This is a genomic window from Kribbella sp. NPDC020701 (genome assembly GCF_055562215.1).
The window spans coordinates 136,443-151,162 of sequence record NZ_JBVHFT010000005.1 but is presented as its reverse complement, the minus strand read 5'-3'; the positions used below and the strand labels follow the sequence as shown (position 1 = coordinate 151,162).

13 protein-coding genes are annotated in these 14,720 nt (G+C 69.4%); 4 read left to right on the top strand and 9 right to left on the bottom strand.

The annotated features are described in order from the left end of the window. Window positions 1-17: 17 nt before the first annotated feature. Window positions 18-1,535: a leucyl aminopeptidase family protein gene (locus tag ACZ3HV_RS13785; RefSeq protein ID WP_465684135.1), complete on the bottom strand. Its 1,518-nt coding sequence runs from the start codon at window positions 1,533-1,535 to the stop codon at window positions 18-20. Between the two features lie 138 nt (window positions 1,536-1,673). Next, window positions 1,674-1,841, bottom strand: a complete 168-nt coding sequence (locus ACZ3HV_RS13780) for a DUF3117 domain-containing protein (protein WP_012923066.1) — start codon at window positions 1,839-1,841, stop codon at window positions 1,674-1,676. A 165-nt stretch (window positions 1,842-2,006) separates the two neighbouring features. Here ACZ3HV_RS13780 and ACZ3HV_RS13775 point away from each other — a divergent pair, with 165 nt between their 5' ends. From ACZ3HV_RS13775 to ACZ3HV_RS13765, 3 genes are all read left to right on the top strand, one after another. After that, window positions 2,007-2,846, top strand: a complete 840-nt coding sequence (locus tag ACZ3HV_RS13775) for a PaaX family transcriptional regulator (RefSeq protein ID WP_465684133.1) — start codon at window positions 2,007-2,009, stop codon at window positions 2,844-2,846. Between the two features lie 32 nt (window positions 2,847-2,878). Beyond that, window positions 2,879-3,670, top strand: a complete 792-nt coding sequence (locus tag ACZ3HV_RS13770) for an enoyl-CoA hydratase/isomerase family protein (RefSeq protein ID WP_465684131.1) — start codon at window positions 2,879-2,881, stop codon at window positions 3,668-3,670. Window positions 3,671-3,757: 87 nt separating this feature from the next. Continuing rightward, entirely contained in the window at window positions 3,758-5,878 is a 2,121-nt protein-coding gene (locus tag ACZ3HV_RS13765; RefSeq protein ID WP_465684129.1) for an alpha/beta hydrolase-fold protein, read from the top strand. A 536-nt stretch (window positions 5,879-6,414) separates the two neighbouring features. On the opposite strand, the gene ACZ3HV_RS13760 is transcribed toward ACZ3HV_RS13765, so the two are convergent. The 7 genes from ACZ3HV_RS13760 to ACZ3HV_RS13730 form a co-directional block, all read right to left on the bottom strand. Continuing rightward, a complete protein-coding gene (locus tag ACZ3HV_RS13760) occupies window positions 6,415-6,975 on the bottom strand; it encodes a DNA-3-methyladenine glycosylase I (RefSeq protein WP_465684128.1) in 561 nt (186 codons plus the stop codon). Then, window positions 6,972-7,529, bottom strand: coding sequence for an SRPBCC family protein (locus ACZ3HV_RS13755; protein WP_465684126.1), 558 nt, complete (start codon window positions 7,527-7,529; stop codon window positions 6,972-6,974). The genes ACZ3HV_RS13760 and ACZ3HV_RS13755 overlap by 4 nt, the downstream gene beginning before the upstream one ends. Window positions 7,530-7,541: 12 nt before the next feature. After that, a complete protein-coding gene (locus ACZ3HV_RS13750) occupies window positions 7,542-10,466 on the bottom strand; it encodes a DivIVA domain-containing protein (protein WP_465684764.1) in 2,925 nt (974 codons plus the stop codon). 96 nt (window positions 10,467-10,562) lie between these two features. Further along, window positions 10,563-11,432, bottom strand: a complete 870-nt coding sequence (locus ACZ3HV_RS13745) for an LOG family protein (protein ID WP_465684124.1) — start codon at window positions 11,430-11,432, stop codon at window positions 10,563-10,565. 64 nt (window positions 11,433-11,496) lie between these two features. Continuing rightward, entirely contained in the window at window positions 11,497-12,558 is a 1,062-nt protein-coding gene (dapE, locus tag ACZ3HV_RS13740; RefSeq protein WP_465684122.1) for a succinyl-diaminopimelate desuccinylase, read from the bottom strand. Beyond that, on the bottom strand, window positions 12,558-13,244 hold the full coding sequence (locus tag ACZ3HV_RS13735) for a VOC family protein (protein ID WP_465684120.1): 687 nt from the start codon (window positions 13,242-13,244) through the stop codon (window positions 12,558-12,560). The genes dapE and ACZ3HV_RS13735 overlap by 1 nt, the downstream gene beginning before the upstream one ends. Window positions 13,245-13,254: 10 nt before the next feature. After that, on the bottom strand, window positions 13,255-13,836 hold the full coding sequence (locus ACZ3HV_RS13730; RefSeq protein WP_465684118.1) for a CGNR zinc finger domain-containing protein: 582 nt from the start codon (window positions 13,834-13,836) through the stop codon (window positions 13,255-13,257). Between the two features lie 164 nt (window positions 13,837-14,000). Here ACZ3HV_RS13730 and ACZ3HV_RS13725 point away from each other — a divergent pair, with 164 nt between their 5' ends. Further along, the gene (locus tag ACZ3HV_RS13725; RefSeq protein WP_465684116.1) at window positions 14,001-14,705 is read left to right on the top strand and encodes a maleylpyruvate isomerase family mycothiol-dependent enzyme; all 705 of its coding nucleotides are present in this window, start codon (window positions 14,001-14,003) and stop codon (window positions 14,703-14,705) included. Window positions 14,706-14,720: the final 15 nt, after the last annotated feature.

The following is a 14,720-nucleotide window of genomic DNA, read 5'->3' as shown; positions in this document are numbered from 1 at the left end:
CTGAACTGCCTCGGCGGTTAGCCGATGCCGGAGGTCGGCGTGTCGGAGGTGAGCCAGGTGGTGAGGAGGCGGGCACCGGCGCCGGTGGCACCGATGGAGTACTCGAAGCGGTCGGCGGGAGACTCCGCGATCGACGACAGGTCGAGGTGGGCCCACGGGATGTCGCCGGTGAAGGCCTTCAGGAACAGCGCGGCGGTGATGGAGCCCGGGCCCTTCGAGCTGTTCACCGAGTCGGCGATCGGGGTCGCGATCAGCTCCTCGTACTCCGCCGGCAGCGGCATCCGCCACAGCTCCTCACCGGAGACCCGGCCGGCGTCGGCGAGGTTGTCCGCGAGTGCGTCGTCGGTCGCGAACAGTCCGCCGTACAGCATCGACCCGAGCGACACCTTGATCGCGCCGGTCAGCGTGGCGATGTCGACGAGCACGTCCGGCTTGAGCTCCTGCACGGCGTACGCGAGTCCGTCGGCCATCACCAGCCGCCCCTCGGCGTCGGTGTTCTTCACCTCGGTGGTGCGGCCGCCGTAGTGCCGGATCACGTCGTCCGGGCGGTACGACGTACCGGACGGCATGTTCTCGGCCGAGCAGATCAGGCCCGTCACCTTCACCTGCGCGCCGAGCTCGCGCAGCGCCGACATGGTCGCGATCACCGAGCCGCCGCCGGTCATGTCGCGCTTCATCGACACCATGCCCTCGCGCGGCTTCAGCGACAGGCCGCCGGTGTCGTACGTGATGCCCTTGCCGACCAGGACGACGTACGGCGTGTCCTTGGCGGCACCGTCCGGCACATAGTCCAGCCGGATGAACCGCGGCGGCCGGGTCGATCCCTGGCCGACCGCGAGGATGCCGCCGAACCCGTCGGCGGCCAGCTTCTTCTCATCCCAGACCGTCACCTCGACACCGGTGGACGCGGCCAGCTCGGTGGCGCGGGCGGCCATCCACGCCGGGTCCTTCTCGTTCGACGGGGTGATCGCGAACTGCCGGGCCAGCCAGCCCGTCCGCCCGATCACGACGCCACGGTCCAGCACCGGCTGCCGCGCCGCCTCCGAGCCGTCGGTCAGGGTGAGGCGGGTCAGCACCGGCTCGCCCGCGTCGACCGTCTTGAGGGTGTAGGTGAACGATCCCAGGACGACACCCTCCGCGAACGCCTGCAGCGTCGCGTCATCGATGCCCTCGGCAACGACCGTGGTGAGCTCGTCCTTGCCGCGACCGAACCGGGAGATCGCCGCCCCGGCGTGTCGCAGGTCCTTCGCACTGCCGTCACCGGCACCGACCAGCAGGATCTCGGTCGCCTCGCCGGTCAGCAGCGGGTACGCCGCTGTCGCGCCGGCTGCTGCGGTGAACCCGGTCGCCTGCTGTGCCTCGAGCAGTCGGCCGAGATCGACACCGAGGCGCTCACCGGCTTCCTTCGCGGCGGCCGGCAGACCGCCCTCGCCGACCACGATCACCCAGGTCGGGGCACCGTGCACCGGCAGACCTGGCTGCCAGGCCACGGCCGGAAGAGTCGGGAACGCGAACGTGCTGCTGCGGCGAGCCACTAGGACGACCTCACTGGAGTCTGATCAAAAGGGAGTTGTGCCGGGCCAACCGTAACGACCCCGGCCGGTGCCGAAAAATGGCACCCACCGGGGTCGGAATCATTGGCAGAGGTGCGAGGGCACCCCGGGAGGATCCGGTCAGCCGACGACTGCTTTGAGCGCGTTACCGAGCTCGGTCGCTTCGTCCGCGTTCAGCTCGACGACGAGCCGGCCGCCGCCCTCGAGCGGAACCCGCATCACGATCCCCCGGCCCTCCTTGGTGACCTCGAGCGGACCATCGCCCGTCCGCGGCTTCATCGCCGCCATGCGCGCACCCCTTCCCAGTGTCGGTGTTGAGCGACGACACCACGCGGGAACCGTCGTCGGCACCGTTGCGGTGATGCGCCGTCGGCGCGTATCGCAGTGTGTATCGGACCCCATTATTCCCGATCGCAGGCCAGAGCCGTGCACCATACGGCAGACTCAAGTCTTGTGCACGCCCGTTCAGCCCTTTTCGACCTGTACGGCGACCACTTGCGCGCCCGTGGTGCGCAGGCCCCGGTCGCGGCCCTGGTCCGGTTGCTCGCGCCGCTCGGCGTCCATCCGCCGGCCGTGCGCACCGCGGTCTCCCGGATGGTCCGGCAGGGCTGGCTGGAGCCTGTCCGGCTCGATGGCCAGCCCGGCTACGCACTAACCTCCCGGGCGCGTCGCCGGCTCGACGACGCGGCCGCCCGGATCTACCGCACCGCCCCCGACGGGACCCCGATCGGCACCGGCGCCGAGGGCTCCGAGGGGTCCGGCGACTGGGACCGGCACTGGCATCTGGGCATCCTCCGCGAGGTGCCGAACGCGCGCCGCCGCGAGCAACTGGCGAGCCAACTCGCCTTTCTGGGTTGGGCTCCGCTGTCCGACGGCGCCTGGGTCGGACTGCGGAACGATGCCGAGGTGGACCAGATCCTCGGCGTGGAAGGGATCGCCGCGGACCGGTTCCGCGCACCGGTCGACTCCCACGCGGTCGAGTTCGCCCGCCGGGTCTGGCGGCTGGACGAGCTCGGCGCGTCGTACGACGCCTGGCTGATCGAGGCCAAGGCGCTGGTGGACGGTGCCGGCGATGACACGACCACTGATACGACCGACGAGCAGGCGTTCGCGGTCCGGTCCGAGCTCGTGCACGAATGGCGCAAGTTCCTGTTCCGGGATCCGGGGCTGCCGGCCGAGCTGCTGCCGGCCGACTGGGCCGGCACCCGGGCCGCCGCGTTCTTCGATTTCCACGCCGAACGACTGAGCCCCGCGGCCGGGCGTTTCGTCGACGACTGCCTGACGCTGCACTGAAAATCTCACCGAATGTCAAGGAGCTGACCACGATGAGTGACTCCGTCACCTACGCCATGACCGACGGCGTGGCCACCATCACGCTGAACCGGCCGGACGCGATGAACTCGCTCGACACGCCGACCAAGGTCCTGCTCCGCGACACCGTCCAGGCCGCCGCCGAGGACGACGCCGTACGGGTCGTCGTCCTGACCGGGACCGGCCGGGCGTTCTGCGTCGGTCAGGACCTGAAGGAGCACATCGGGCTGCTCCAGGCGAACGACACGGACGCGCTGTGGAGCACGGTGCCGGACCACTACGCTCCGATCGCGCTCGCGCTGGCCGAGATGCCGAAGCCGGTGATCGCGGCGGTGAACGGGGTCGCGGCCGGCGCCGGCGCGTCGATGGCGTTCGCGTGCGACTTCCGGGTGGTGGCGGACACGGCCGGCTTCAACCTCGCCTTCACCGGCATCGCCCTGTCCTGCGACACCGGCATCTCGTGGACCCTCCCCCGTCTGATCGGGCACGCCAAGGCCGTCGAGCTCCTCTACTTCCCCCGCACCATCCCGGCCGCCGAGGCCCTCGACCTCGGGCTGGCGACCTCGGTCGTTCCTGCTGCCGAGTTCTTGTCCGCTGTCTCCGATCTGGCCGGCAAGCTCGCCGCCGGTCCGACGGTCGCGTACGGCGCGGTCCGCCAGTCGCTCGGGTACTCGGCGACCCACACGCTGGCCGAGTCCCTCGTCTTCGAGGCCGGCAAGATGCAACTCACCGGCGACACCGAGGACCACCACAACGCGGTCGCCTCTTTCGTCGCGAAGCAGAAGCCCACCTTCAACGGCCGGTAGCTAGACCCGCTCCGTCGTCGCTCGACCTGCATGGCTGCCTGCTTCCAGCTCTTGTAATCGTTTACGTAAGCGATTACAACCTGACCTGTGAGGAAACTGCTGCTGCCTGCCGCCCTGACGGTCGCCACGCTGGTTGGGAGTCTTGTCGTGCCTGGTTCGAGTGCTCAGCCGACCGCTGCGCCCGGAGTGATCAGCCCCGCCGGCGTGCGGTCGGCCACCCTCGGCGAGAACATCAACTACAACGTCTATCTCCCCGCCGGGTACGCCGACTCGACGCGGCGCTACCCGGTCCTCTATCTCCTGCACGGGCGCGGCGACTCGATGGCGGCCTGGACCCAGGTGAAGAGCCGGCTCGACGAGATGATCGGGTCCGGCGAGATCCCGCCGACGATCGCGATCATGCCGGACGCACCGTGGAGCAGCCGCGCCAGCTGGTACGTCGACTCCACGTATCGGGGCGCGGATCCCGGCCGGCCGGTCGAGACGGCGTTCTTCCGCGATCTGATCCCGCACGTGGACGCGTCGTACCGGACGATCGCGGATCGCACCGGGCGCGCGATCGCCGGGTACTCGATGGGCGGGTCGGGCGCCCTGCGCTACGCGCTGGCCCATCCGGAGATCTTCGGCGCGTCGATCGCGCTCAGCCCGGCGGTGTACTTCCCGTTGCCGCCGGCGGACTCGAGCACCCGGGAGTTCGGTGCCTTCGGCAAGGGGAAGGATCCGTTCTCGGAGGCGACGTACCTGCGGTTGAACTGGCCGGCCGCGTTGAAGTCGTTCGCGGCCACCGGACTGCAGTCGCACCTCTACATCGCGGTCGGCGACGACGAGTACAAGAACCCGAAGGCGATCGACGCGACCCACGACCTCGACTTCGAGGCGCACGTCGTGTTCAACCAGGCGGTCCGGGTGCCGACGCTGACCTCGGAGTTCCGGGTCGTCGACGGCGGGCACGACTGGGACGTCTGGGGGCCGACGTTCGCCGAAGGAGCGAAGTACATCTTCCAGTACATCGGGAAGCCGCCGGCCGTGCCGATGACCGCGACCATCACCGGTACGGCGGGCGAGGACCGGGCCGGCGGGATCGCAACTGATGCCTCAGGCAACGCTTATCAAGCGATCGCGGTCGAGGGGGCGCTGGACGGTCAGTCGTACGCCGGCGCGAAGGACGTCGCGCTGATCAAGACTCGCGCGGACGGGACACGGGAGTGGACGCGGTCGCTCGGGACCGCTGGGACAGAACGCCCGTACGGCGTTGCCGTCGATGCTGATGGACGTGTTGTGGTGACTGGGTACACCACTGGTGATCTCGACGGCTCGCATGCGGGGAACGCTTCGGACGATGCGTTCGTGGCACAGTTCGACGCTGATGGGAATCGCCGTTGGTTGACGCAGCTCGGCGTGCCCGGGGTCGCGGATCGGAGCTACTCGATCGCTGTCGACGGGTCAGACATCTATGTCGGTGGTTACACGAAGGGCTCGCTGGGCGGCACGAACCAAGGCGACAAGGATGTCTTCCTCGCCCGGCTCGACGCCGATGGTCGGCAGGTCTGGCTGCGGCAGGTCGGGAGTGCGGGCGAGGACAAGGGGATGGCGATCGCGGTCTCCGGTGGCGCTGTCTACGTCGCCGGAATGACGGCTGGCTCCCTTGGTACGCCGGCGGGCGGGATCGACGGATTCGTCGCGCGGTACTCACCCTCCGGCGAGCCGGTGTGGATGAAGCAGTTCGGCACTCCCGCGTCCGACGAGGCCTGGGCGCTCGCTGCTGATCCGGCGGGTGGCGTGTACCTGACCGGCTACACCGCTGGCGATTTCTCCGGTTCACTCGCCGGCGACAAGGACTTCATCGTCGCCCGCGTCGACGGCGACGGCGTACTGACCTGGCGGGACCAATTCGGTACGAGCGGCAACGACAAGGGCGCCGCACTCGCGGTCGACGACTCAGGCAACCTCTACGTCGCGGGCTTCACCGACGGAGCTCTCGAATCTCCCCTCGGCAAGTTCGACGCGGTCCTCACGAAGTACTCCACCGACCACACCCGAACGTGGACCCGCCAGTTCGGCACCCCCAACGACGACGCCGCCGACCCCTTCGCCGAAGCCAACCTCTACCTCACTGCGACCCCGACCCGGATCCACCTCTCCGGCCTGACCAACACCGACACGTTCCATACCACCTACACCCGCACCGGCACCAACGAGACCCCGTAAACGTTGGTGGTCCGCAGAACTTGACAGGTCCGCGGACGTAGGTGGCCCATCGACGTTGGGGAGCCCGTGAACGTCGGTGGCACATGAGCGGTTTGGAGGCCCATAAACGTTGGTGGGCCCCCCGACCGCGTTCCGGCCGGGCGAGTCACGGCCGGACAACCACCTGACAGCCGGGGGTGCCCGGAGAACACCTCATCACGTTAAGTACCCAAAGCACAACTCGTTCAGCCGTTTGTGTTTCACCCATTTTCACCATCCCCCCGCACCCCTTGCAGATGCACATTCCACCTGCACGTGCAGGTGCTTCGCGCACCCAAAAACCACCCACCCCACACACGCCGATCGGGCCCCAAACAACCACCTGAACCACCCACCAGGACCAGTCCACAACGCACCCCACCCCGCCCACCACGGATCAGCGAGCAGTGCAGGCCGGCCCTACCTGCGGATCTCCCCCAACCAGCAGCTCAGGTCAGCGGGCGATGCAGGTGCTCGCCACCCCTCCTGCACTTCTCGTCCTCAACAACCGACCGGAATCAGCGCGCGATGCAGGTTGAGAGGTGGTCGTTGACTATGCCTGTTGCCTGCATCAACGCGTACGCGGTGGTCGGCCCCACGAAGACGAAGCCCTTCTTCTTCAAGGCCTTCGACATGGCAACAGACTCCGGCGTCGTCGCAGGCACATCGCCCAGCGTCTTCGGAGCTTTGTGCTCGGCAGGCCGGAACGACCACAGCAGTTCGGAGAACTCACCCTCGTCGAGCTCGAGCAACGCCCGCGCGTTGTTGATCGTCGCGTTGACCTTGAGCCGGTTGCGAACGATGCCGGGATCCGCCATTAACCGATCGAAATCGGCAACGTCGTACTTCGCGATGATCGCCGGATCGAAGTGCGCGAACGCGGCCCGGAAGTTCTCCCGCTTCCGCAGGATCGTGATCCACGACAACCCCGACTGGAACCCCTCCAACGTCATCCGCTCGAACAGCGCGACGTCGTCCCGGATCTCCTTGCCCCACTCGTTGTCGTGATACTCGACGTACTCCGGCGCCGAGGTCGCCCACCCGCACCGCGGCTGCCCGTCCGCCCCGATCACCGTCATCCCGCCACCTCCCGCACCAGCCGCCGCAACGAAACCCGCATCAGCCACTCGAACCCCGGCCGAACCACCGCCCAAGCAACAACCCCCACCCGCCCCAACGGCGGCACAACATCCTCCGCCCAAGTAAACGTGCACCCACCACTCCCCAAACCCGCAGCAGACGCCGCGGAGGACGCCGGCGGGGTCGTGGGATCCGGGGTGGTGGAAGCCGGCTTCGTACTCGGCTCAGGCGTGGTGCTGGATGCCGAGGTGGTGGGGGTGATGGTGAAGGTGCCGGTGCCGCGGACTAGTTTGCCAAGGTGTTTCACCGTGCATTCGCGCGGTGGGTCCCAGTGTGTGATGACCATGTTGTCAGTGAACCCGATGGCACCGACAGAAGTACGGGCCGCGACGCCGCCGCCTACACCGGTACCGTCCTGTTCGGTTGCCCAGACGCGGGTGAGCAGCATCCAGCGTGACTGCCGATCCCAATCCATCACGACATCCCACGCGGTCTGCGGGTCGAGGTCCAGCTCGATCGACGCCTCCGCGTGGCACCTGCCCTCGGAATCCATCACCCGAGTAGATCAGTTGGGACGCTGATAAGCACCCTCACCAGGCGGCGAGCTGTGCCGCCCGGGCGTACTGTCGCCTGCCGGGTCGTCCTGGTCCGTCGGCTGCCCGTTCCCCGCCTGGGCGTTCCCCGACTGGACCGGCCACACCGGCGCGACCTGCTGATCCGCCGGCGGCCAGAACTGCCACCCCTCCCCCGCCTGCTGCGCAGCCTCGTACGGGTAACCAGCCTGCCCCTCAGGCCGCTCGGAGCCAGCCTGCTGCTCCTCCTGGTAGGCAGGCGACTCCTGCTGGTCGCCGTACTGCTGCTGGTGGGCGTACCGCTGCTGGTGGGCGGGCTGCTGCTCTGCCTCGTAAGCAGGCTGCTGCTTCTCCTGGGTGCCGGGGTGCTGCTGCTCCTCCTCGTAGGCAGGCTGCTGCTCCTGCTGGTGCTGCTCCTGGTAGGCGGTCTGTGGCCGTTGCGGCGACTGCGCCTGCTGGTTCGCGGGCTGCTGGTGCGACGGCTGGTACCCGGGCCGCGGCGCCTGCTGGTGGCCTGGCTGCTGCTGCCGTGACAGCTCCTGCTGGTAACCAGGCTGCTGTTGCTGCTCCCGCTGGTAGCCGGGCTGCTGCTGCCGCGGCTCCTGCTCGTAGGCGGGCTGCTGCTGCGCTTGCTGGTAGGCCGACTGCTGCGCGGTCTGCTGCTCCTGCTCGTACGTCGCCTGGTCGTAGATCGGATGCTCGGCGGTCGGCGGTTCCTGCTCGTCGGACGGTTGCTGCTCTTGTTGGTAACTGGACTGCACGGGCTGTTGTTGCGGAGGCTGCTGGGCGGGCGGCTGCGCGGATGCGGCCGGTTGCTGCTGCCACGGGGCCTGCTGAGTGCGTGGCTGTGAAGTCGAGTCAGACGGCTGCTGCCACTGGAGCTGCTGGGCAGGCGGCTGTGGGGACGGGTCCGACGGCTGCTGCCACTGCGGTGCCTGCTCAGGCAAGGCCCAGTGCGGGGTAGGCGTGGGCTGCGCGCCACCAGAAGATGCGGACGGCTGAGGCCAGTCGGCTGACGCTGCAGCCGACTCCCGCGGATCCACGCTCGGCTGTGGCTCGCCGGCGAACTGCTGCGCCGGGTTCTCGTAATGCTGCGCGGGCCGCGACGCTGCCGAGTGCTGCTGCCCGGGCGACTGCTGCTCCACCGGGTACTGCTGAGCCGGCGGCTGCCGCTCTCCCTGTGGCTGCTGCACCGAGGGCTGCTGCGTCGCTGGCTGCTGGTCCGCGGCGTACGGCTGAGCAGGTGGCTGGTGGTCTGCCGGGGACTGCTGCGCTGGTGACTGCTGGTCTGTCGGGGGCTGCTGGTTCATGGAGAACCGGAGTACGGGCTGCGGCTGCGCGGAGGCGGACTCCTCGCGGGGCTGCGCCTGTGCGGGGTTGGACTCTGCCTGCTGGTGCGCTGTGAACGGCTGCTCCGCCGAGGGCTGCTGCAGTCGGATCTGCGGCCGCGCGGGGGGCTGCTCGGAGGCCTGGGGTTGTTGTAGGCGGATTTGCGGGGCCACCGGGGGCGGCTGGTCTGTGGGGAACTGCCGGGTTGGGGATTGCGGCTGGGTGGGGGCGGGGTCTGGGTGGGGGCGGTCTTGCAGGTGTACGGGCGACTGCTGCTGGGGAGGTGCTGAGTGCGACTGGATGTCTGTGGTGGGCGCAGACGGCTGGAACCAGGGCTCGGATGCGGGCTGCTGGGGTTCGTAGGTCTGGGCCTGGGGGTGCTGGGGTGAGTACGCCTGCTGCTCCGGCTGCTGGGAGAACGCCTCGGGTTGCGCGGGCGGGTGGGCCTCAGGCAACTGGGGTGAGTAGGCGTCGGGGTGCCGCTGCGAATAGGGCTCGGGCTGCTGGGGTGCGTCAGCGTTGGGCTGCTGGGGCGCACGGGCCTGGGGCCGCTCAGGCGAGTAGTCCTCGGGCTGCTGAGGTGAGGAGGTCGGCGGGGGACGGTGCGGGGTGGTGGGTTGGGATTGGGCTTCGAGCATGGCGCGGGCTTCGGCTTGGAGGCGCTCGTACTCGTTGGCGGCTGCCGAGTGGCTGGTCTGGGGGACCTCGCGGGTGTCCTGGTCGTCGTCCTCGGTGGGCGAGGAGGTGCCAGGGTCGGTTGGGCGCTGGCCGGCGCCTGACTGCTCCACGCCTGACTGCTCGACGGCCGACTGCTCGGCGGTGAGCGGGTCGGCAGTGAGCGGGTCGGCGGCGGGCTGCTCGGCAGTGAGCGGGTCGGCGGGCGCCTCGGCCACGGCCGGTTGCTCGGCGGTGATCGGCTCGGAGGCATCGGTCGGCGCCGAGTGGGCCTGGCCGGGCGAGGTGGACGCAGCGCCGGGCGAGGTTGCGGCAGGAGTCGGCGAGGTCGAGCCAGGGCCGACCGCAGACGAATCAGGGCCACCTGAGGTCGAGGCGGCGGCAGCCGAAGCAGCGGCAGCCGCGGCAGCGGTTGAGGCAGCAGCGGTCGGGGCAGCAACGCCGGCTGAAGGCGACGCTGCGTCTGCCGACGGGGAGCCAGCGCCTGCGTCAGGTGAGGGACCGGGCTCCGGGGATGCGGAGTCTGGGAAGTTGCCGCCGACGAGGATGGGCTTCTGGGTGCCGGTGTCGTCGAAGTCGGCAGGGTCGTAGGTGCTCCGGGACGTGAACCCCGCACCGTCCGGGGCGTCCACGATCGGGGCGACCGCGCGTTCGAGGTCGGCGATCCGGCGGTCGCGTTCGGCGACCTCCTTCGCGACGCGCTCGAGCAGCGTGTCGACCTCGTCCATCCGGTAGCCGCGCAGCCCGACGGCGAACCTGGCCGACTCGATGTCGGTCGAGGTGAGCGCCTGCCGGGCCGGGACGGTCATGTCGGGCCGGTCGTCGTACGCCGTACCCATGGCACCCCAACGACCCGAGGCCACTACCGCGACAGCCCCGATCAACAGCACCACGATCAGCCCGAAGAACCACATCACGGGACCGATCGTGCCATGCCGAGGAAGTCACCCGCACAGTCGGAGTCCGATTCGGCCGACAGCGAAGCGCCGGCAGGCCGCAACAGGACCGCGTCAGCTCCCGTCGGAGCCCAGGCGGTGCGCCTCGCGCCGCGCCCGGGCCTCCGGGCTGTCCGCCTCGGCCACCTCGCGCGCGGCCTCCGCGGCAGCCTCCTCCGCGGCGGCGTCGGCGAGCTCACCGGCCTTGACGATGTAGCTGATCGCCTCGTCCACGTCGTCGGTGATCGTGAACATTTCCAGGTCGGCGGCCGAGATCTTCCCGTCCGCGAGCATCGTGTCCCGCAGCCAGGACGCCAGGCCGCCCCAGTACGACGTACCGAACAGGACGACCGGGAACGACGTGACCTTCCGCGTCTGCGCCAGCGTGAGCGCCTCGAAGAGCTCGTCGAGCGTGCCGAACCCGCCCGGCATCACCACGAACCCCTGCGCGTACTTCACGAACATCGTCTTGCGGGTGAAGAAGTACCGGAAGTTCATCCCGATGTCGACCCACTCGTTCAGGCCGTTCTCGAAGGGCAGTTCGATCCCCAGCCCGACCGACACCCCGCCGGCCTCGGACGCGCCCCTGTTCGCCGCCTCCATCACGCCCGGCCCGCCGCCGGTGATCACGGCGTACCCGGCCTCGACGAGCTTGCGGCCGGTCTCCTCGGCGGCGGCGTACATCGGATCGTCCGACTTGGTCCGCGCCGAGCCGAACACGCTGATCGCCGGCCCGAGTTCGGCGAGCATGCCGAAACCCTCGATGAACTCCGACTGGATCCGCAGTACCCGCCACGGGTCGGTGTGCACCCAGTCCGACGGTCCGCGGCTGTCCAGCAGCCGCTGCTCGGAGGTGGATTGCTGCACCTGGTTGCGCCGCATCACGACCGGTCCGCGCTGCTGCTGGCCGATCGGGCGGTCGGGGTGGATCCCGGCTTCTTCCATACCTCTACATTAGTGCGGACATTCCGGACGGGCCCGCCGACGCGAGGCCCGCCACGAGGAGTACCTACGCCGTCAACCAGGCCCTCAGCCGCTGTTCACACAGCTCGATCTCCGCCTCCGGCACGAACTCGTCCTGCTTGTGCGCGTACAGCGGGTCCCCCGGCCCGTAATTCACCGCCGGTACGCCGAGCAGCGTGAACCGCGCGACGTCGGTCCACCCGAACTTCGGCTTCGGCTCACCCCCGACCACCTCCAGGAACGCGGCCGCGGCCGGCCGCTCCAGCCCGGGCAGCCCACCCGGCGCCGAGTCCGTCACGACCACGTCGTACCCCTCGAACACCTCGCGCAGGTGCGCCTCGGCCTCGGCCTCCGACCGGCTCGGCGCGAACCGGTAGTTGATCTCCACCGTGCACAGATCGGGTACGACGTTCCCCGCGACGCCGCCGCGGATCCCGACCGCGTTCAGCCCCTCGCGGTACTCGAGCCCGTCGATCGGCACCCGCCGCGGCTCGTACGCCGCCAGTCGCGCGAGCACCTCGCCCGCGGCGTGGATCGCGTTCGTCCCCATCCAGGACCGGGCCGAGTGCGCGCGCTCGCCGCGGGTGGTGACCTCGATCCGCATGGTGCCCTGGCAGCCGGCCTCGACCACCGCGTTCGACGGCTCCATCACGACCGCGAACACGCCCTCGAGCAGCTCCGGGTTGGACCGGGTCAGCCTGAACAGGCCGTTCCGCTCCGCCTCGACCTCTTCGCAGTCGTAGAAGACATAGGTGACGTCCCGGTTCGGCTCGTCCAGGGTCGCCGCCAGCCGGAGGCCGACCGCGACACCGCCCTTCATGTCGCAGGCGCCGAGCCCGTGGATCAGGCCGTCGGCGCGGCGAGCCGGGAGGTTGTCGTTCAGCGGGACGGTGTCGAGGTGCCCGGCGACGACGATCCGCTCGTCCAGACCGAGGTCGGTCCGCGCGACGACGGTGTTCCCGTGCCGGAAGACCTTCAGGTGCGCGTACGTCGACAGCGCCGCCTCCACCTCGTCCGCGAGCATCTCCTCGGTCCCGCTGACCGATGAGATGTTCACCAGCGCCTCGGTCAGATCCGGGGCGGACATGGTGAGGTCGAGCTTGGGCATCAAGACTCCTCCGCTGGTGGTACGAATACACAGAACTCGTTGCCTTCGGGGTCGGCGCAGACATGCCAGCCGATCTCGTCGTCCTTGGGCCGCAGCAGTGTCGCACCTGCGTCGAGCACGGGCTGCAGTGCGAGCGCGGTGACGTCCCAGTGGACCCGGTTCTTGACGGTCTTGGGCTCGGGAACCGGCACGAAGACCCAGTACGGGAACGGGAGCCCCGGTACGTTCTCCAGCCAGCGCCAAGGCTTGCCCGGCGTACTCGCGATGTCTCCGCCGACCACACCCGCCCACCAGCGCACCTGTGCCTCCGGATCGGCCGAGTCGACCACGAGCTCCATCAGCCGGTACGCCGGGACCGTGGCGCGGACGAATCCGCAGAACTGACCGCCTTCCGGGTCCTCCATCACGGTCCAGTGCTGCTCGTCGGTCGCGGGCAGTTGCACCGTCGCACCCTCGCGCTCGAGATCACCGATCGCGCCGGTGTGCACGTCCAGGTGCACCCGGTGCTTCACCGTCTGCGGTTCGTCGACCTTGTTGATCCAGATGGTCTTCTCCGGTACGTCTCCGACCAGCACGTTCGGGTGGTCGGCCGGCGAGGTCAGCCCGATCACCCGGCCCCAGAACGCCGTCATCGCGCTTGGGCATGTCGCGTCCACACACAAGTCCTTGAAACGCGCGATGGTCATAACGCAAAGGCTATCGGCCCTGCCGGCGACGGTAGTGGCGGTTCACCCGCTCTCGGTTGCCACATTTCGGCGAGCACCACAGCTGGCGTGGATCGTCCTGCAGGAAGTACTTCACGCACCGCGCCGCCGGGCAGGCCCGCAGGCGAGCCCGGTCCGGACCGGACAGGAAGTCGATCGTGGACCGCCCGACCGCACCGACCAGCAACGCGACCGGATCGTCCGTCCGACCCGCCCACCGGGTGACCGGTCCACCCTCGGGCCACGCCAGCTGCAGAGTCCCGAGCAGATCCGCTGCCCGGTTCACCATCCGCACTGCGGCCTCTGCATCCAGCAGCCGATCCGTATCCGCCTTGCTCGGCGGCCCAGGCTCGACTGCCCGCGCGAAGAGCGCTCGTACGGCGCGCCGGATCTGCACCAGCTCGTCGTGAGCGTCGTCCACTCCTCCGAGCGGCCGGCCGAGCACCTGGGTGATCAGGTCGTCGTGCTGATCGAGCCAGGCAGCGGCGTCGGCGGGGCTCGCCAGCAGGTCGGCGACACCGCCGTGACCGTCGTGCCGAATGGTCACCGCGAGGGCGAAGGCCAGCGTGCTCACGAACGCAGTCTAATGGGATAAGCATTTGCTGCCATGTGATTGCTGGCCTAGGGTCACTACCGCGACAGGCCGCACGCGGAGATCGGCACGGTCGTTGCCGAGCAGACCGAGCGGCTGACGACCGAGCCGGGATTGATCGCACCGAACTGGAGCAAGGAGCGCTTGTGGCCCTGACCGATGTGAAAACCACCGCCAACCGGCTGAACACCCTGCTGGCCGACCTGGACGACGACACCGCCCGGGCGGCGTCCGGCCTGCCCGGCTGGTCCCGCGGTCATGTGATCACCCACATCGCCAACTTCTCCGAAGCCATGACCCGCCAGGTCGAGGAGGCCCTCCAGGGCCGCGTGATCGAGGTGTACGACGGCGGCCGCCCAGCCCGGGACGCCGGTATCGAGGCCGGCGCCCACCGTCCCGCCGCCGAGCTGACCGAACACCTCGCCCAAGCAACCACCGCTCTGCTGAACGCCTGGGACAAGGTCGGGCCGGACGACTGGACCCGCCCTGTTCTGCACCGCAACAGCAACCTCGCGGCCGCCATCGACGCCTGCTGGCGCGAACTCGCGATCCACTCCGTCGACCTCGAGCTGGGCATCACCCCGGCCAGCTGGCCCCCCGACTTCTGCCTACACCTCCTCGACTTCCTCCGAGCCCGCACCCCCGAAAACATCCACCTCGTCCTGCAATCCAACGACGGCCCCACCTGGGAGAACGGCGCCGGCGAGACCCAGGTCCTCACCGGCAACCTCACCGACCTGACAGCCTGGTACGCCGGCAGGACGGCGGGGGGGGGGAACAACCCACCAGGAACCCACCCCGCCTCCCCTTCCGCAGGGGGGAACCCCCCCCCCCCCTCCCCCCCCCACTAGAGCAGCTCACGAGGG